At 50.4% G+C, this 18,903-nt stretch carries 13 protein-coding genes; 10 read left to right on the forward strand and 3 right to left on the reverse strand.

What is annotated here, in order from left to right; genetic code table 11:
• Positions 1 to 3 precede the first annotated feature (3 nt).
• Positions 4 to 2,295, reverse strand: a complete 2,292-nt coding sequence (locus OHJ21_RS22655) for a glycoside hydrolase family 65 protein (RefSeq protein ID WP_486021215.1) — start codon at positions 2,293 to 2,295, stop codon at positions 4 to 6.
• A gap of 111 nt (positions 2,296 to 2,406) precedes the next feature.
• Here OHJ21_RS22655 and OHJ21_RS22660 point away from each other — a divergent pair, with 111 nt between their 5' ends.
• The 9 genes from OHJ21_RS22660 (at position 2,407) to OHJ21_RS22700 (ending at position 14,813) form a co-directional block, all read left to right on the forward strand.
• On the forward strand, positions 2,407 to 3,150 hold the full coding sequence (locus OHJ21_RS22660) for a helix-turn-helix domain-containing protein (RefSeq protein ID WP_100539877.1): 744 nt from the start codon (positions 2,407 to 2,409) through the stop codon (positions 3,148 to 3,150).
• Between the two features lie 38 nt (positions 3,151 to 3,188).
• Positions 3,189 to 4,991: a sensor histidine kinase gene (locus OHJ21_RS22665; RefSeq protein ID WP_486021216.1), complete on the forward strand. Its 1,803-nt coding sequence runs from the start codon at positions 3,189 to 3,191 to the stop codon at positions 4,989 to 4,991.
• A 7-nt stretch (positions 4,992 to 4,998) separates the two neighbouring features.
• Positions 4,999 to 6,555: a response regulator transcription factor gene (locus OHJ21_RS22670; protein WP_486021311.1), complete on the forward strand. Its 1,557-nt coding sequence runs from the start codon at positions 4,999 to 5,001 to the stop codon at positions 6,553 to 6,555.
• Between the two features lie 173 nt (positions 6,556 to 6,728).
• A complete protein-coding gene (locus OHJ21_RS22675; RefSeq protein WP_100539879.1) occupies positions 6,729 to 7,976 on the forward strand; it encodes an ABC transporter substrate-binding protein in 1,248 nt (415 codons plus the stop codon).
• 186 nt (positions 7,977 to 8,162) lie between these two features.
• On the forward strand, positions 8,163 to 9,107 hold the full coding sequence (locus OHJ21_RS22680; RefSeq protein ID WP_326119641.1) for a carbohydrate ABC transporter permease: 945 nt from the start codon (positions 8,163 to 8,165) through the stop codon (positions 9,105 to 9,107).
• Positions 9,108 to 9,112: 5 nt separating this feature from the next.
• The gene (locus OHJ21_RS22685; protein WP_100539881.1) at positions 9,113 to 9,937 is read left to right on the forward strand and encodes a carbohydrate ABC transporter permease; all 825 of its coding nucleotides are present in this window, start codon (positions 9,113 to 9,115) and stop codon (positions 9,935 to 9,937) included.
• Positions 9,938 to 9,963: 26 nt separating this feature from the next.
• Complete coding sequence (locus OHJ21_RS22690) at positions 9,964 to 12,093, forward strand: glycoside hydrolase family 3 N-terminal domain-containing protein (RefSeq protein ID WP_486021218.1); 2,130 nt, start codon at positions 9,964 to 9,966, stop codon at positions 12,091 to 12,093.
• A gap of 25 nt (positions 12,094 to 12,118) precedes the next feature.
• Positions 12,119 to 14,194 (forward strand): amylo-alpha-1,6-glucosidase, encoded by a 2,076-nt coding sequence (locus OHJ21_RS22695; RefSeq protein ID WP_486021219.1) that lies wholly within the window; start codon positions 12,119 to 12,121, stop codon positions 14,192 to 14,194.
• A gap of 148 nt (positions 14,195 to 14,342) precedes the next feature.
• Positions 14,343 to 14,813 (forward strand): DinB family protein, encoded by a 471-nt coding sequence (locus tag OHJ21_RS22700; protein ID WP_486021220.1) that lies wholly within the window; start codon positions 14,343 to 14,345, stop codon positions 14,811 to 14,813.
• A 142-nt stretch (positions 14,814 to 14,955) separates the two neighbouring features.
• On the opposite strand, the gene OHJ21_RS22705 is transcribed toward OHJ21_RS22700, so the two are convergent.
• Both OHJ21_RS22705 and OHJ21_RS22710 read right to left on the reverse strand, forming a co-directional pair.
• Positions 14,956 to 16,653, reverse strand: a complete 1,698-nt coding sequence (locus OHJ21_RS22705) for an NPCBM/NEW2 domain-containing protein (RefSeq protein ID WP_486021221.1) — start codon at positions 16,651 to 16,653, stop codon at positions 14,956 to 14,958.
• 13 nt (positions 16,654 to 16,666) lie between these two features.
• On the reverse strand, positions 16,667 to 17,728 hold the full coding sequence (locus OHJ21_RS22710) for a LacI family DNA-binding transcriptional regulator (protein ID WP_326119645.1): 1,062 nt from the start codon (positions 17,726 to 17,728) through the stop codon (positions 16,667 to 16,669).
• A 581-nt stretch (positions 17,729 to 18,309) separates the two neighbouring features.
• On the opposite strand from OHJ21_RS22710, the gene OHJ21_RS22715 reads away from it, so the two are divergent.
• Entirely contained in the window at positions 18,310 to 18,864 is a 555-nt protein-coding gene (locus tag OHJ21_RS22715; protein ID WP_100539887.1) for a glycerol-3-phosphate responsive antiterminator, read from the forward strand.
• Positions 18,865 to 18,903 lie beyond the last annotated feature (39 nt).

Here is an 18,903-nt window from a genome sequence, read left to right on the forward strand (position 1 = left end):
ACATCATGAATTGCTCTGAAGCGCATGTTTCAGGGGCTTCCCGGCTTCAAGCGTTACGGCCTCGTCGTACAGCTTAATCTCAATGGAATCGCCTTCCACGATCTCCAAGGTCACGCCGTCCTTCTCGATGGATACGCCGATGAGGCGGCCGCGGAAGTTCAGGCGGAATGCATACTTCTCCCAGTCCTTCGGAATGGCCGGGGAGAGGGAAAGTCCGCTTTCCTTCAGACGCATGCCGGCAAAGCCGTAGACGATCGACATCCAGGTACCGCCCATGTTGGCCATGTGCAGGCCGTCCTTCGTGTTGCCGTGCGTATTGTCCAGGTCAAGGCGTGCCGTCTCGATGAAATACTCATACGCTTTGTCCATATTGCCGATCTTCGAGGCCATGATGCTGAAGATGCAGGAGGACAGGGACGAATCATGCGTCGTGATGCCTTCATAGTAGTCATAGGAACGCTGTATCGTTTCCAAGCTTTGCTCGTCTTCGAGCAGGAAGTGAGCGAGCACCGTATCCGCCTGTTTACACACCTGGTAACGGTAAATGGTCAGCGGATGGTAGTTCAGCAGCAGCGGATATTTGTCCTCCGGCGTGTTGTCGAAATCCCATACCGCTTTGCGGAGGAATGTATCATCCTGCGGGTTAATGCCGAGTGCTTCATCATACGGAAGCAGCATAGCATCTGCGGCTTTGGCCCAAGCTGAAATTTCATCCTCGGTTACGCCAAGTCGGTCACACAGGGACTTGAAGCCTTGCGTATCGTAGGATTCCAGAATGGCGCAGCTCTTGGCAGCCCATTTCAGATTATGCTTTGCCATGACGTTGGTGTAATAGTTGTTATTCACGCAGCAGGTATATTCATCCGGCCCCGTCACCTCATCAATATGGAAAGCGCCGTTATAATAGTGGCCGATGTCGGCCCACAAGCGGGCGGTTTCGATCAGCACCTCGGCCCCGTAAGACAAGAGGAAATCCCGGTCCTGCTCGGCGAGATAATACTGAATATAGCTGTATGCGATGTCTGCGCTGATATGATATTGCGCTGTTCCCGATGGGAAGAAGGAGGAGCATTCGGTTCCCGATATCGTGCGCCACGGGAACAGAGCGCCTTGCCGGTGGCCCATTTCCCGGGCTCTGTCTCTCGCTTGCTCCAGCGTGGAATAGCGATACAGCAGCAGCTGGCGCGCGATGTCCGGCTGCGTCATCAGGAATACAGGGAACATGTAAATTTCCGTGTCCCAGAAATAATGGCCTTCATAACCTTCGCCGCTTAATCCTTTGGCGGAAATATTGCTGTGCTTGTCCCGACCGGCGGATTGCAGCAGCTGGAATAGATTGAAGCGGATGCCTTCCTGGAGCTGGCCATCGTTCTGAATCACCACATCGGCGGATTTCCAGTAGGCGTTCAGATACTGGGTCTGCCCGGCAAGCAAGTCCTCGAACGAAGTATCCTTCAACTCCTCCTGCAGCTGAATGCCACGCTCGATCATCTCCTGCCCGTGACGAAGACTGTCGGTATACAGATTGTATTTCGTAAAGTGGATCGGTCCGGTCAATGGAAGGGTAGCCGTGAACGTAACCTCTCCGGTTCCAGCTTCGAGCTGAATGTCGGCATCGGCATCCAAGCGGTGACGGGTCACGCAGGCAGCGCGCAGCCTGGACGTCATCGTCTCGTCAACAACATAGGCATCGCTGCCCTTGACGCCGGCATCGATGACGGTCATCCGTTCCGCATGTCCTGCTCCGACCCGGGGATCATTGGCATAGGTGTAGTTCCTCACGTTGCCGTTCACGGTGGAGACGATACGGACCTGCCCGTTGAAATTAACCGGTTCGATCCTTACATGGATTGCAAACAATTCCCGATGTGTGAAGGACACCAGGCGGCGGAAGGTCAGCTTGATCTCTTTGCCTTCAGGCGATTTCCACTGCACGATTCGCTCCGAGTACCCCTTGTCCATATGCAAGCGGCGGTCATGCGAAGTGATCGTGCCGTGATCGAGGCGGAAAGGTTCTTTTTCGTCGCCTAAATAGATCAAGACCGTTTGGGCATCAATATTGTTAACGAGTTTTTGCTGTGTATCGGGAAAGGCGAAGAGCTTCTCGCCGTAAGGGATTTCAATCACGTCGTGGAAAGCGTTCAGATACGTACCGCGAATGGTGGACAAACTCTCTCCGTAGCCTTCTTCGAAATTGCCGCGTACACCCAAGTAACCGTTTCCGAGTGCAAAAATACTTTCCATATTCAGCAAGGCTTGCTGTGACAAATCAGGATTTGATATATTCCAGGTCATGGTCTACACTTCCTTCCTAGCATGGTTATGCTTGAATTTTAGAGCCAATCGGGGTTATGTTATACTAAAATATCAAGGTTTTTATCAATATTTTTAGGTGGTGTGGAAATAATGAAAGAGCCTTCACGCTCGGGAAACCGTCCTTTTTACTTGTCTTCTCGCATGCATTATTTGCGTGAGAATTTTATCCATCCCCCGTTTGACTATGAGCACGAACTTCTGGAAGCGATCCGCTTCGGCGATGAGAATAGAGCCATGGACATGCTGCGCAAGATTAACGAGCTGGAAGCGGCTGTGCTGGCGACGTATCCGCTTCGGTCGAAGAAGAATGCCCTGATTGCGTCCTGCACCTTATTTACCCGGGCGATTATCAAAGGCGGCGTGGATCCTGAAATTGCATTTCATTTAAGTGACACGCTGATCCTGGAGATCGAGCGAATGAGCGATGTGGAGCGGCTGGTTCATTTTGAATATGAGATGCTGGTGCAGTTTGTGTCGATGATACGCTCCGAGAAGGAGGACGTGTCTTTCTCTCACATTGTGAACCTGGCGATCTATTACATTAGGGAGCATATTTTTGAGGAGCTGACCCTGCAGAGGGTTGCGGAATATTTGAAAGTCCACCCGAGCTATCTGTCCGATCGTTTTAAGCGGGAGACGGGCGTATCCATAACCACCTTTATTAATCGGCGGAAGATTGAGGAGTCCAAGCATTTGCTGGCCAATACGAATCAGTCGATATCCGAAATTGCTTTTACGTTCAAGTTCTGCAGCCAGAGTTATTATACGCAATTATTCAAGAATTTTACGGGGATGACGCCGAGAAAATTCCGAATAAGCGGGACGGCGCGTTAAAGACGATCCTATCGAGCAACGAGAAGAGAGAGACACTCATGAAGAAACTAAAGCAGAACATGCTTCACTTAAGTCTGGAGAAAAAACTGATTGCGGCGTTCTCCGCCTTTATCATCGTTCCCCTCCTTCTGATCGGGGGCATCGTATCCTGGGTCTACGTGGAGAATAACCGAAGTACGATGATTGATGCCGCCGTTGAGAACAACAAACAAATTATTAAAAATATCGACACCTCTTTACAGCCGCTGCTGCGACTGTCCATGTTCCCGATTCAGGATTCCACGGTGTACGCCATTATGCGCAAGGATTACGGCAAGGTGACGTATCCATTGCTTGAACGGGGGCAGGATTTCGATAAAGTGAACGGCTTGATCCAGAGCGGGATCATGCTGTATTCCGATTTGATTGACTCGGTGGTTATCTATCACGAGAACAGCCGGTCCATCATCGGCCGAAGCAACCGGGAATATATGAACTTCGGTTATTTCAAGGATCAGTTTACCCGCGAGCCTTTTGTCCAAAAAATCCGGGAAGCCTACGGCAGCTTTGTTCCTGTAGGAATTCATAAGGAGCGGCTGCTGTCGACGAAAGGAATGCCGGTCGTGTCGGTGGGCAGGGCCATCATGGATCCGTACACGAAGGAGGATCTCGGCTTTATCCTCTTTAATATTTCGGTGGATAAACTCAAGACGCTGTGGAGCCAGTCGGCATTTTCCGAGAATACGAAATTTTACTTGATCGACGAAACCGATCATATCGTGCACAGCGTTCACCCTGAGGAAATCGGGCGGGCGGCGTCCGAGGTATTAGGGAGCGACTTTCAATATAACGCGGACGGCCAAGTCAACACGCAGATCAATCGGGATACCTACATGATTTCTTCTTCCTCTTCCATGGCAAATTGGAAGGCGGTTACGGTCATACCGAAGAAGGATTTGTTCTCGATTGTTTATCTTATGGTCGCCATCTTGATCGGCGCGTTGATCCTGCTGCTCGTGCTGTCCATCCTGATCTCGGCCCGGATCGCCACCACGATCATGAAGCCGTTGGCGGTGCTGAACAGCAAAATGAAGCTTGTCTCCCAAGGTCAGCTTGACGTAAGCTTTGATACGAGGCAGCACGGCGAAATCGGCGTGATCAGCCATACCGTGGACCAGATGCTGCACGAGATTCGTGATTTAATCGAGCGGATCTATGTGGAGGAAGAGGAGAAGCGGAATCTGGAGATGAATGCGCTGCAGTCGCAGATCCGTCCGCATTTTATATATAATACGCTGAACGTGATCAAGTGGATGGCCAAGATCCAGGGGGCAACCGGCATTGAAGAAGCGCTGCAGGCCTTCTCTTCGGTCATCAAGTTCACGGTGAAGAAGGAAGGCGACTACGTGACCATTGCCGAGGAAGTCGAATTCATGGAGAACTATACGAAAATTCTCGATTTCCGCTATTTTAATAAATTTGATGTCATATACGAGGTGGATCCGGCCGTAATGAATCATAGGACCTTGAAGTTTCTGCTTCAGCCCCTTGTGGAGAACGCGGTGTTCCACGGCTTTGAAGGCATCGATTACAAGGGCAGCCTGATCATATCGATTTATGAGGAATCGGATATGCTGATAATGAAAGTAAGTGATAACGGGCGCGGTTTTCCGGAGGGCGGACAAGCGAAGGTGGAGCAGGGCGGTCCGCAGGATACCTTCAACTCGATCGGATTGAACAATATACGGAACCGGATATCCCTTCATTTTGGGCCGGAATACGGCCTGTGGATCAAGAGGGGAGAGCATGGCGGAACGGTCGCATGGCTGCGGGTTCCGATCATCACAGAAGAAACAGGGTGATAAGCAAGTGCGAATACTTATAGTAGATGACGAGCCGCTCGTTCGGATCGGGATCAAATCGGCGATTGACTGGGAAGCCCAGGGCGTGGAGATTGTCGGTGAAGCGGGGGACGGCGAAGAAGCGCTGCGTCTGATAACGGAAACGGCGCCGGACGTGGTACTGCTGGATATCAAAATGCCGAAAATGGACGGGATCGAGGTGCTCCGGTCGATCAAGGACCGGCAGCTCCCGGTTCAAACGGTCGTATTGAGCAGCTTTGATGATATTGCGTACGTGAAGGAAGCGTTGAAGCTGGGTGCTTTTGATTATTTCCACAAACCTGACATGAATGAACGTGAGCTGACCGCGATGCTGAAGAGCGTGCGGGAGCAGTATGGGAGCCGGGGGATTCCTGCTCAAATAGGGCCGAATGCAGCGGGCAACCGGAAGGAGCAGATTTTATATGACGCTCTCCATGGCCATGTTCATGATCTGCAGGAAACGGGGCTCAAAGAGGGCAATATGTATGTCGTCCTTTTCAGAATCAAAAATTATCACTCGGTCATCAAAAGGTATGCCAAGGAAACCGAGTCGATCCTGCCGAATACGGTGCAGAACGTCGTCAGCGAGATTCTGTCCACGGAGAAGGAAGTCGAGTACCTTCAGCTGGATGAACAGTGCAGTGCCGTATTCATCAGCAACAGTGAGTTGAAGAGCCTGCTGGCCTCGTTGACGCGCGTTAATAAAATGGTGCAAATGATCAGCTCGGCGCTCAAACGGTTTGTCAATATCGACATCGTGCTGGGCATCAGCGACTGGTTTGCCGATTTCGACGGCATTCGGACGGGGTGCGAGCAAGCGGGCAAGGCACTATCCCATCAATTTTATCACCCGGATACGTCGATCTTTTATTATCAGCATCTGAAGCAGAAGGGTGAGCATGTCTATAAACAGGCCGATGCCTATTTAGGCCAGATGAAGTCTGCGCTCCGGGAAGAAGCCAACGACCGGTTTATGGAGCTGCTGTCCAAGTGGGAGAAGTTTCTGGCGCAAGAAGAATGCATGGAAGAGAAGGATGTCCGCAAGGTATACGAAGGTCTGCTGTTTATGATCGGGGAGGGCACGGGCGTATCGGACGGGGGAGACGTTCAAGAAGAAACATCGGCCTTTGAAGAGATCCATGAGTTTGGGCAGCTGTCGGCCGCATACCGGGCCTTGTTCGAGGAGCGGTTCAAGCAACGCTATCAGCTGGAGCATAAGGGTTACAGCCAGCTCACGCGCAATATTATGGAATATACGGAGGAGCACTACCCGGAGAGCCTCTCCTTGAAATTGTTCGGGGAGCTGTTCCATGTCAGCCCGAATTATGTCAGCCGGTTGTTTAAGCAAGAGGTCGGTCAAGGACTATTCGATTATATTAATGAGCTCCGGATCGAGAAGGCGAAGGTGCTGCTCAAGGACTACCGCTACAAAATCTATGACGTTGCCGAGATGGTAGGATTTAATAACCAGGCCCATTTTGCCATTGTATTCCAAAAATACACAGGCTTTTCTCCTAAACAGTATAGGAAAGAAGAAGTGTGATATTCGAAAAGAAAGTGTGATTTTTCATAAAAACACTCTTGCAGTGCAATCTATTTATAAAAAAATAGTCAATTTTAAAAAATTAATCATCATTTGATTAATTTTTTTTATTGTCTCGGGTCTATATGATGAAGGTGCAAGGTAAAACGAAAAGAAACGTGGGGGGTAGCATCATGGGTAAATGGAACAAGAAGTTTTCAGCCATGCTGGTGTTGTGCCTGGCTCTTGTTGTTGGTTTAACCGCTTGCGGCGGCAATAAGAGCGCTGACAATACAGATAACGGAGCCGGAGACGCTGCTGAAAAAGTAACGGTGAATTTCGGATTCTGGGGTACGGCGCAGGATTTGGAGATTTATCAGAAAGCCGCGGACACCATCTCCGAGCAGTATCCGGAGATCGAACTGAAAATCAAACAATATCCAAGCAGCGAGCAGTTCTGGAACACGCTTCCGGGTGAAATCGCTGCCGGCGTCGCGCCGGACTTCATTAAAATGTCCAACGAAGGTGCTTACGAGTACATCAACAAAGGATTGTTCTCGCCAATCGATGACCTGGTTCAAGCCACGGGCGTCGACATGAACCGTTTCCCGGATACATCGAAGAACATCTGGAACGTGGATGGAAAACAATACGGTGTGCCTAACAGTGATATGCCTGCGATGTTCTTCATCAACGAGCAAATGTGGAAAGATGCTGGCCTCGGCGAGTACCCAGCCACTTGGGATGAAGTGATCGAAGCAGCGAAAGTACTGAACAAAGGGGATGTGAAGGGCATCATCGTCAATCTGGATGCCTTCCATATTACGAACTACGTGAAGAGCTTCGGCGGCGGCTGGGGTAACGGTGAGACTATCAACTCCCCAGAGAACGTAAAAGCGCTGGAAATGATCATCGATATGTATGATCAGGGACTTGCTGTAACTCCTAAATCCCTTGGCTTTGGCTGGGACGGCGAAGTATTCAGCAACGAGCAGGGCGCTATGAGTACAGGTGGTTACTGGTACAAAGGTTACCTGAAGGATGCAAATCCGGACCTCAAAATGGTAGCTATTCCGGTACCAAAAGGAACAACCAACGGCAGCACCATGAGCTCTGACGCTTACATGGTACTGAAAGACGCGAAGAACAAAGAAGCTGCGCTCAAAGCTGCTTATTACATGACCAATGACGATACGCAAACCGCATTCATGGAGCTTGGCTTCAATCCGGCGGTAGCCTCATTGTCCGAGCAGTACTTCGAGAAAAACCCTGAATTCAAGGCGCTGCAGCCTGCGCTGGAGTACAGCACAGACTATGGTTATCCGACAGATACCAAGCGTTTCACGGATGAGCTCGTTAAAGAATTGGAAGGCTTGATTCTTGGCGGCTCCGGTAAAACGGCTCAGCAAATTCTCGACGATATTCAAGGCCAATTCAAATAAAAAAAGGCAACACCCGCTCCCGCTCCTTGTTCTCAGGGGAGCGGGAGCCTTTGTTCACATACTAGAATTTATAAATTTTTTGGGGTCCCCGCAAAGTATTTGGAATAAGCAACGTAGTATAGGCTCCACTTTGTGGGGGTATTTTCGTGATCCATCCAAATTGAGTATGGGAGTGGGGGATAACTTATGTCCGATTACAGCAGCAAGCACGCTGATTTGAAAGGAAACAAGATTAGGCAATCCTGGTTCCGTTCGTTGGCAGACTCCGACAAGACGCTGGGCTGGTTGTTTTCACTGCCCTTTTTGATATTGTGGGCGTGGTGGTTTCTCTATCCATTTATCCAGTCTTTCGTAAGAAGTTTTCAGGATGCGAATTTCGCTGCCTTGGACCAGTCGAAATTCATCGGCCTAGAAAACTATGTCATGATACTTCAAGATAAAGAATTCTTCCGGGCGCTGCTTCATTCCCTGGAAATTGTGGTCATCTCGATTCCGATTCAGACCGTCCTCGGTCTGCTCTTGGCGATCCTGGTCAATCAGAAGCTGAAGGGCAAGGGGATATTCCGGACGGTATTCTTCATTCCGTATATCACCTCGCAAATCGCGATCACAACCGTGTTCATGATGCTGTTTAAGCAGGGAACCTTTCTAACGGAATTTTTCGGAGCGTTGGGCTTCGGGAATGTGACATGGTTTGCGGATACCCACTATGCGCTCTTATTCGTATGTATTCTGTTTATCTTCCAGCAAGCGGGCTTCACCATGATTGTATATTTGTCGGGTCTGCAGGAAATTCCGAAGGATCTGTATGAAGCGGGCGAGATTGACGGAGCGTCCAAGTGGAACAAATTCCGCTACATTACGGTGCCGTTCCTGAAGCCGATCACGTTCTTCATCGTGTCGGTATCGACGATTGCCGGCTTCCAGATTTACGACCAAATTGCGGCGATTTCCCGGTATGGCGCACTCGGTTCGCCTGCAGGCGCTACCAGTACGGTGGTCACGTATTTCTACCAGCACGGGATCCGTTACATGAACATTGGTTACGGAAGCGCGGCGGTGGTGCTGTTCTTCATGATCATCATGCTGATTACGTACCTGCAAAAAAAATTCTTGGATGAGAAGGAGTGAGAGTAATGTTGACCCGTACGAACAACGGTCGGCTGTTTCTGTATATCGGCACGATCATTCTGGGGCTCTTATTCGCCCTTCCTTTTCTCTATACCATCTATACGTCCATCATCCCGATGCGCCACGTCAATACGCTGACGTCGCCGGCAAACTGGACGTTCGAGAACTTTAAAATCTTCTTCACGAACGATGCGTACAACGTGCCGAGATGGTTTCTGAACACCGTGATCATGACCGGCGTCGTTGTCATCGGGAACCTGATCATTAACCCGATGGCCGGCTTTGCGCTAGCCAAGCTGAATTTCAAGGGGAAAGGCCTGATTTACTGGATCGTCGTGGCTACCATGATGGTGCCTTACCATATGATCCTGATCCCGGTGTACGTGAATGTGGCACAGCTTGGATGGCTGAACACGTTCTGGGGGTTAACGGTACCTTTCCTGTATCAGGGCTTGTACATCTTCATGCTTCGTCAGTTCTTTATCTCGGTTCCGAATGAGTTTTTGGAGGCTGCGCGGATGGATGGCCTGACAAAGATGGGTGCTTTCTGGCGGATCGTGTATCCGCTGGCCCGTTCATCGCTGATTACGATGTCGATTCTTGCTTTTGCCGGAACCTGGAACAGTTACCTCGTTCCGAGCACGCTGGCGAATACGCCGGAAATGTATGTGCTGGTTGTGGGTCTGAACAGCGTGAAGGATATGTTCTTTGAGAATACGCCGATGATTATGGCCGGGGTCGTGCTGTCCACGCTGCCAATCATCCTGTTCTTCTTCCTGTTCCAGCGTCAATATATCGAGGGGATTTCGAACGCCGGGGTCAAAGGCTGATAAAGAAGCATCGGGAGGGATTAGACATGGATAACGTGGAACAGCGCGCAAAGGACATTCTCGCGCAGATGACCTTGACCGAGAAGATCGGTCAAACGGTGCAGTACGGCCGATGCGAGGAGCAGGAGCTGAAGCTGGTTGCCGAAGGCAGGATCGGGTCCTTGCTGAATGTGTTTGGTCCGAAAAAGATCAACGAGCTCCAGCGGCTGGCCGTGGAGGAAACGCGGCTGGGGATTCCCCTTCTCATCGGGGACGATGTCATTCACGGTTTTCGTACCATCTTTCCGATTCCGCTCGGGGAAGCCGCCAGCTGGGATCTCGAAGGGATGGAGAAAAACGCCCGCATGGCGGCAATAGAGGCCGCGGCGGAAGGCATCCGCTGGACCTTTGCCCCGATGGTGGACATCACGCGTGATCCCCGTTGGGGCCGCATCGCGGAGAGTACGGGGGAGGATGCCTATCTGTCCTCCCTGGCCGCTGCCGCGAAGGTTAGAGGATTTCAAAGTCCGAATAAGGATGGCTACCCGACGGTAGCGGCATGCGTGAAGCATTTTGCCGGTTATGGCTGGGCTGAAGGCGGCCGGGACTACGATACGACGGACATGTCGGAGCGGACGCTGCGGGAAACCGTGCTGCCGCCGTTTGAGCACGGGATTCGGGCAGGGGCTCTGTCCGTGATGAGCGCCTTCAGCGAACTGAACGGGGTTCCTGCTTCAGGAAGCCGTTATCTGCTGCGGGATATCTTGAAGCGGGAGTGGGGCTTTGACGGCATGGTGGTCAGCGACTGGGAATCGATCGAAGAGCTGATCTACCACGGCTATGCGGAAGACCGGAAGGATTCCGCGCGGAAGGGATTGAACGCCGGGGTCGACATGGACATGCATTCCGGCGTCTATCTCGATCATCTGGAGGCGCTGGTCCAGGATAACCCTGAGCTGCTCAAGCTGTTGGATGATGCGGTGCTTCGCATATTGCGGGTGAAAATCCGCCTCGGATTGTTCGAGAACCCGTATGTAAGCGAAGACGCAGAAGAAGCCGGAGATCCGCTGAAAGGGCAAGCCATTCCTGCGGCACATCTGGCTCAGGCCAGGGACAGCGCCCGGAGATCGATCGTGCTGCTGCAGAATAACAGCGGGATTTTGCCGCTGGATACCGCTAAGCACAAAAAGCTGGCCTTGATCGGGCCGCTGGCCGATGACCGCCACAACTCGATGGGCTGCTGGGCTTGGAAAGGCCGGGATGAGGACGTTGTCACGGTATGGGACGCTTTTCAATCGGAAATCGCACCGAAGGCCGAGGTGTTCTACGAGGAGGGCAGCGGGATTCTGGAGGAAATGGATGGGGGAGTGGAACGGGCTGTGGAGCTCGCTAGACAGAGTGATGTCGCCGTAGTCGTTGTGGGTGAATCCGAAGCAATGACGGGCGAACACTACAATGTGACCTCGATTACGCTTCCCTCCTGTCAGGAGCGATTGATTCAGGAGCTGAAACGGCAGACCGGCACGCCGATCGTCGTCGTGCTGATGAACGGCCGTCCGCTTGCCACTCCATGGCTGCATGAACATGCAGACGCCGTAGTGGAAGCTTGGCATTTGGGAACCGCCACAGGCCTTGCGCTTGTGGATGTGCTGACCGGCGCTCACAATCCGAGCGGTCGCCTGCCGGTTACCGTTCCGCGCGCAACGGGCCAAATTCCGATGTATTACAACCGGAAGAATACCGGACGTCCTCATTTGTACGAAGATTATATCGATTGCGACGATGCTCCACTGTATCCGTTCGGGTACGGCCTCAGTTATACAACATTCGAATATACGGATTTGCAGCTGGATCGGCATCAAATTGGCCGGGACGGGACCGTGCATGTATCCGTAAGCATAACGAATACCGGATCCAGAGCCGGCGAGGAGACCGCGCAGCTGTATATCCGCGACTTGGTGGCAAGCTCTACCCGGCCGGTCAAAGAGTTGAAGGGATTCCGCAAGGTACAGCTGCAGCCGGGTGAAAGCAGGGAGGTACATTTTACGCTGGGACGTGAAGAGCTGGGGCTGTTGGATGAAAGGCTTGATTTTACGGTAGAGCCCGGAAAGTTCCATGTCTGGGTCGGACCGCATTCGGAAGAAGGACTGCAGGCTGAGCTTGCGGTTGTTGAATAAACCGGAATCAAAGGGGGATTTAAACATGGACTACCGTGTAATTAAAGAAGGAGATTTATTCTTTCTGACTGGACTTAACGGAGATATCGTCCAAGGGGACGATCAGGGCCATGGCTTGTATACGAAGGATACCCGTTTCCTGAGCCGCATGGAGCTGTTCATCGATGGCCAGAAGCCTTCGCTCCTGTCCTCCACGGGGGATAAAAGCTATGTGGCCTCCTTCCGCCTGATGAAGGATGCCAAGGATGAAGGGGCGATTGAAGTACTTCGGGAGCGTTTCATCTATGATGGCGTCCTGTATGAGCGCTGCACGCTGACCAATTACTTTGTGACCGATTCGAATATCGAGTTTGCCGCGTCCTTTGATGCCGATTTTCAGGATATGTTCCTGGTGCGCAAATACCGTACAGGGGAAGTCGGCAAGATGGAGGGTATACAGACAGGCGATCAAGAGATGACACTGGCTTATGTCGGCGCTGACAACCTGAGAAGACAGACGCGCATTGCTTGGGATGCGGACGGCGGCCAAATGGATCAAGCCGGGAATGTTTCGTTCCCTTTGTCCCTGAAAGCCAAAGAGCAGAAGGTGATTACGTTCTTTGTCACGCCGATGACGGAGCAGCATTCCGCAGGGACGCCGCTGACCTACGAAGAGGGGCTGAAGAAACTCGAAGCCTCCTATGAAGCTTGGTACGCGAACAGCTCGCGGGTCCAATCGGATTCCGCGCTGTTCAGCGGCTTGTACGAGAGAGGACTGCAGGATCTGCGCATGCTGACGACCGATGTGGGCTTCGGTGATACAACGGTCGCGGGACTGCCGTGGTTCGCGGTTCCATTCGGCAGAGACAGCTTGATCACGGCGCTGTTCATGCTTCCGGTGAACCCGCAGCTTGCCAAAGGAACCTTGAGAACGCTGGCGGCTTATCAAGGCGAGAAGACGGACCCATGGCGGGATGAGCAGCCGGGCAAAATCATGCATGAGATTCGCTACGGAGAGCTGGTCACGACGAATCAGTCCCCGTTCTCGCCGTACTACGGCACCATCGATTCCACGCCGCTGTTCCTGGCGCTGATCGGCGAGTATTACCGCTGGACGGGCGATCTCTCCCTGGCGGAGGAGCTCAAGCCGAACATGCTGCGGGCACTGGATTATATCGATGCCGCGCTGGAAGCGGGCTCCGGCTTCATGGCCTACAAGCAGGAAGCCGAGAAAGGCTTCCCGAACCAAGGCTGGAAGGATTCCGCCAACTCGATCATCCATGAGAACGGCGAGTATGCGGAATCCCCGATCGCACTGTCGGAGGTCCAGGGTTATGTGTATCAAGCGAAGCAGTCACTGGTACCCGTCTTCGCGGAGCTGGGCGAGCCGGAACTGGCCCGCAAGCTGGAGTCGAAAGCCGAGGAGCTTCGCGTCCGTTTCGAAGCGAGCTTCTGGATGGAGGATGAGCAGTGTTACGCCATCGCGCTGGATAAGGATCTGCGCCAGGTACGCAGCGTGTCCTCGAATCCCGGGCATCTGCTTATGAGCGGTTTGCCGGAAGAGAGCCGCTCGAAGGCGCAAGCCGAGCGGATGCTTAGAAACGACATGTTTAACGGTTACGGCATCCGCACGATGAGCACGGACTCCGCCGGATATTACCCGATGAGTTACCACAACGGCAGCGTATGGCCGCATGACAATGCAATGATTCTGCTGGGACTCGGCAAGCAAGGGTTCAAGGAGGAGGCGGGGAAGGTGATTTCCGGCCTGCTGCAGGCATCGGCTCATTTTGAGTACCAGCGTCTGCCGGAGCTGTTCTGCGGGCATGATGCGAAGCTGGGCCATCCGGTTCCGTATCCGACAACCTGTTCGCCGCAGGCTTGGGCGGCCGGAACCTCGATCGTCTTCCTGCAGACGATGCTCGGATTGTATCCGAACGGGGCGAAGAAGGAAATCGCGTTGTCCCCGTTCCTTCCGGAAGGGATGAACGAACTGAAGGCCGAGAAGATTGCGATCGGAAACGGGCACCTTTCGGTTAGCGTCGTGCGCGAGGCTGACGGCAGCAGCGCGTTCCACGTGGAAGTGCTTGAGAACACAACAGGATTTCATCTCGTTGGCTGATCGGTCATAAGACGTATGGCGGAACAACCTGTCTCTTAGTGTTTAAGGGGCAGGTTGTTTTTTTGTTGAAATATGAGGAACGTATGTTCTATAATGATGGAGCGAGTTCGAACATATTAGTGTATACATATTGGATTGGAGAGAACATATGAATTCCTATTGTACATATACCTTACATCAGATTGAGGTGGCTGTCGTCTCGATTGTCGCGATCATCGATAGGCTGGATGAAGCGGATCTGCTCGTCAAGCCGACGGAGGGCAAGCATTCCGTTGGAGAGCTGCTCAAGCATATCGCCGTAATCTGCCGGGCCGATTTTCACATATCCGGAGGAGCCACGCAAGAGGAGATGAGCGCCTATTATGCAGGTGTATCGTTAAATAACCTGAAGGATTTACAGGCTGAATTATTAAGCAACTATTCTAATCTGGAGCAGGCTTATCGAGAGATGACGGAAGAAGAGCTCCATCAGGAGATGACGTCCTACTGGGGTGCCACCTATTCGAGGTACGAATGGCTGCTCGAAATCGTGGCGCATATGTATCACCACAGAGGGCAGCTGCATGCGATGCTGGTTCATTGTAACGGGAAGGATCCGAAGGTACCGTTATTCGAATAGTTTTTGCCCGGAAGAGGAGCTAAAGGAGGGAACACGCAACGAATCCTATGGGATTCGTATGTAATTCAAGGTATGCAAAAGGCACCCCAAATCCGGAAATGACCGGAAATGGGGTGCCTTTTAACCCTTTTTATTAGCCTTTCTAGCTGTTTACATCGGATTTGGCAATATGGGCATTTGCCCAATCCGCATGGTCGTAGCCAGTGCCGTCTCCGCCATCAGTGACGACCAGTTTCAGTACGTTTGCGCCGGAGATATCAGCATGAACTTTTTTGGCGGAATCAGATCCGGTAACAAGCCCGCTGTCATAGACCTTCTCGCCGTCTGCCCAAATTTGAAAGACGACCGATCCTCTATTTCCCACTTCATCATCGATTCCGATATCTGCAGTAAATGTAGAGAAGCTGCCGCCTATATAATAAGCAATTTCAGCATTCGCATGCACACCTAAGCCTTTCGTATATTCTACGCCGCCAATCGTTATGGTTTTTCCGTCGTCTTTTGCTTTTTCACCGTTGCTTTGATCCCGTTCCACGGGCCCCCAATGATTTGCGGAATGAATCCATTCCACATCACTTACATAAGAATCGGCAGCTGGGAGCCGTTCTGGTATCCAGACTATAGAGTCGGCACTCCATTCTGTTTGCTTATTATTTTCCCCATATTCAAATAAGACGGCTGCATCTAATTTTGCGAATCCAGGCTCAGCAGTATCAGGGGGCGTCACACGCCAATCTGTTTCAATCGAACTTCCAGGCGAAAGATGGGTGACCAGAGGATCCGTCACTGCCTCTACACTCCAACCATCAGGGGCCGTTAAGTCCAATTGGATGGCCTCGATTGTGTTTTGTCCATAATTTGTAAATTTCGTGGTTAATAGGGCGGTTTCACCCGGAATAACGTAGTGATTACGATAAGAAAATGTGGTTGCCGATTGGACATCAATCGTGTAATGCGCTTCGGGAATCCATTGCTTACGGTAAAAGTCACGTCCTTGGACTACGACCCTGTCATCGTAAATTTGCACATACAATCCTTGGCTTTCGTCCCAGTTTACTGTCGGTGCGAAGGTTGTATAATAGACAGAAGCTGTATTGATGCTCGTAAATTCATTCTGGATTAGGTTAATATTTGGCAGTCGCATATCCCGATGGGTATGGCCAGAGAATAAAATAACTTGCGGATACTTCGAGAAGAGATCGGTTAGACGCTTTTCTGCTGCTTCATATACGGCGGAAAGGGGCTGATGAAGAAAAACAAACATAGGCTTTTCGCTCTTGCTGCGTTTCTCCAAAGTATCTTCCAGCCAATTCAACTGCTCGTCGCTCAGATAGGCATCGTCTTTGGCGGGAGAATCGACAGGCCCCCAGCTTTCAGAGCCAAGGAATATAAAAGGATAGCCGTTCACCATTTTCTCGTAATACACCTGCTCCTCTTCGATAAAGTCTGCGAACCGACGGGTGTTCACTTCATTTCCAGCTCCATTAAAAAACTCATGATTCCCAATGGTCATATACAGATTCATCGGTTTAGGCGATTGATCAAGAAGCTCGCGAGCCTTTGCATATTCTTCGGGAAAACCGTTATTCGTTATATCTCCGTTGATGACCAAAGCATCCGCCAGCGGGTCAATGGAATGCAGGTCGTGAAGCGCTTTCGAAAGCTTGTTATGAGAGAACGATGTATCCCTGATATGCAGGTCACTGATCACTTGAAAGGTTGCTTTTGGTTTTTTTTCATTTGCATGGATGTCCTCTTGGGCTGATTGCGCGTGCACCGGAGCACTCAAGGGGAAAAGCATACAAGCGGCTAAACCGAGACAAGCCATTACTTTTTTCATTATTATACCCTCCTCAAACGTTCATATAGTTTTCACTTCGCTTTTCTCGGCAGCTACTGCGGACCATTAGTTTTGTCGGCAAATAGCTGATCAATGGCAAAGGTATCCCCCCTTCCATGCGCTGAAGCAGCAATTTGACTGCGATTCTCCCCATTTCCTCCTTGTGGACCTGTACCGTTGTTAACGGAGGGTTAATGAATTCTGACATTTCGACATTATCAAAAGAAACAACAGATATATCATTTGGAATCGATAGCCCATATTCACCAATTGCCTTATACGCCCCAAATGCCATTTTGTCGCTAGCTGTAAATACGGCCGAGGGCGGACTCTGCGTGTTTAAAATTTTTTTCATGGCTTCATAACTCCTGGTCAGATCAAAGCAGCCGTCTTGAACCCACTCCGGAACAATGTCAAGTTGGTTCAACTCCATCGCTTCTTTAAAACCATAGAAACGTTCTTCTTGATCAATCGGCATTCCAACTTGAGAGCTTCCGCCAATATAAGCAATATTGCGATGACCAAGATCCACCAAATATTGAACTGCTTGCATTGCCGCATTGCGAAAATCCACCGTAACATAATCAATGTCCAGCTTAGGGATTCCGCCCACCGATATGACAAATGGAACCCGCTTATTAAGCTCATTTATGAAATCATGCTTAAGCGGTCCGATACAAATAACTCCTAAGTCAATCTCGTTCATATCCCCAAATAAATTGAAATTGAAAATATCTTGCACCTCAAATGTAAAGTCCAATATACATTCTTGATCAAGCAATTCACTTTCGATCCCGTAAATGATCTCTGAAAAATACGGATCTTGGTATTTATCTTTTACATCATATAAAGCGAGTCCTATTCTCTTTGGAACTTTTTTATTCACTGAAAAATTTTCATTTTTTTGCAGTGAATTGTTAAACTTATGGTAACCCAGGTCCTTGGCAGCTTGAATAATGCGCAGACGCGTTTGGTCGTTTACAAGTGCTGTTGAGTTTGCGTTGTTTAAAGCCCTCGATACAGAAGAAATAGATACATTTGCATGGTCGGCAATGTCTTTTAAAGTTATTTTCATTTCGGCATAACACCTGTCTATTGAAATTTTGGAAAGCGCTTACCGTTCCCTTTGTCGCCATCTTATTCTACATTGGAAAATTATTCAACATTTTTTTGCGCAATTTTTCATTTTTTTGCTGCAAATGTCCCCGATAACCTTGGCAGATCCCGCCGGTCCGGGAATGTATCGAAGTGAGATGGTGTTAGCGTGGTCTTTAAGTTGATGCGGTATCATGAATTCGCCGTTCGCGCCATGATATTTGTTACATTGAGTTGATATTCTTTTAAATTCGACAAAATAATACAAATTTCGCTATAGACTATGGCCAAATCATTCCTCTATGATAGATATTAAATAGATTGGCAAGCTATTCTGAAAGCGCTATCCTAATCTTCGCTGAATCGAATGATCCTAAGACTAGGGGGAATCCACCAAACCAGGGATATAGTAGAATCTGTTGTTGACGGAATGGTAAGCGTATACATGATACATCGAAGTCCTAATGAGCGTCGTTAACACAGGTTTTACAAATCGTTAATACTGTCATGATCTTATCGCCTTATCATAAAGTGTGTTCGGTAAAAGGGGGACACGCACTTATGGCAGATCAAAGGACACGGCGTCTTCCCGTAATCGCTTCGATTACCAAGCTGGAACAGATCGATGCGGCTGTGAACAGCACGGTGGAACGGGTGAACCTGATGACAGGCGATATCTTAAAACTCAGAGATATCGTTAATCGACTACACTCCTCAGGCAAAAAAGTGTTTGTTCATCTGGAGATGGTAAGCGGCATTGGCCGGGATCATTCGGCTGTACAGTATTTGGCGGATTCGTACAAGATCGACGGAATCATTACGACGAAGACCAATACGGTGTTGGCTTCGCGCCAAGCGGGCATTAGCTCGATACAGCGAGTGTTTGCCATTGATACGACTGCTTTAAGAACCGCAGTGAAAATGATCGGACAAGCCCGTCCGGATGAGGTGGAATTAATGCCGGGACTCATGCCCCGTGTAATCCGCGACCTGAAAAAGGAGATTCACTGTCCGCTTATTGTGGGAGGTTTTTTACGAAGCGAGGAAGAAATCGATGAGGCGCTGGCCAACGGTGCAGACCTCGTATCTACAGGCGATACCCGTTTTTGGACGTAAGGTTCCCTGTACGGTTGATGGATTAACTATAATTACATA

This window comes from Virgibacillus sp. LDC1, assembly GCF_025792345.1.
GTDB classification, from domain to species: Bacteria; Bacillota; Bacilli; order Paenibacillales; family Paenibacillaceae; genus Paenibacillus_AQ; species Paenibacillus_AQ lautus.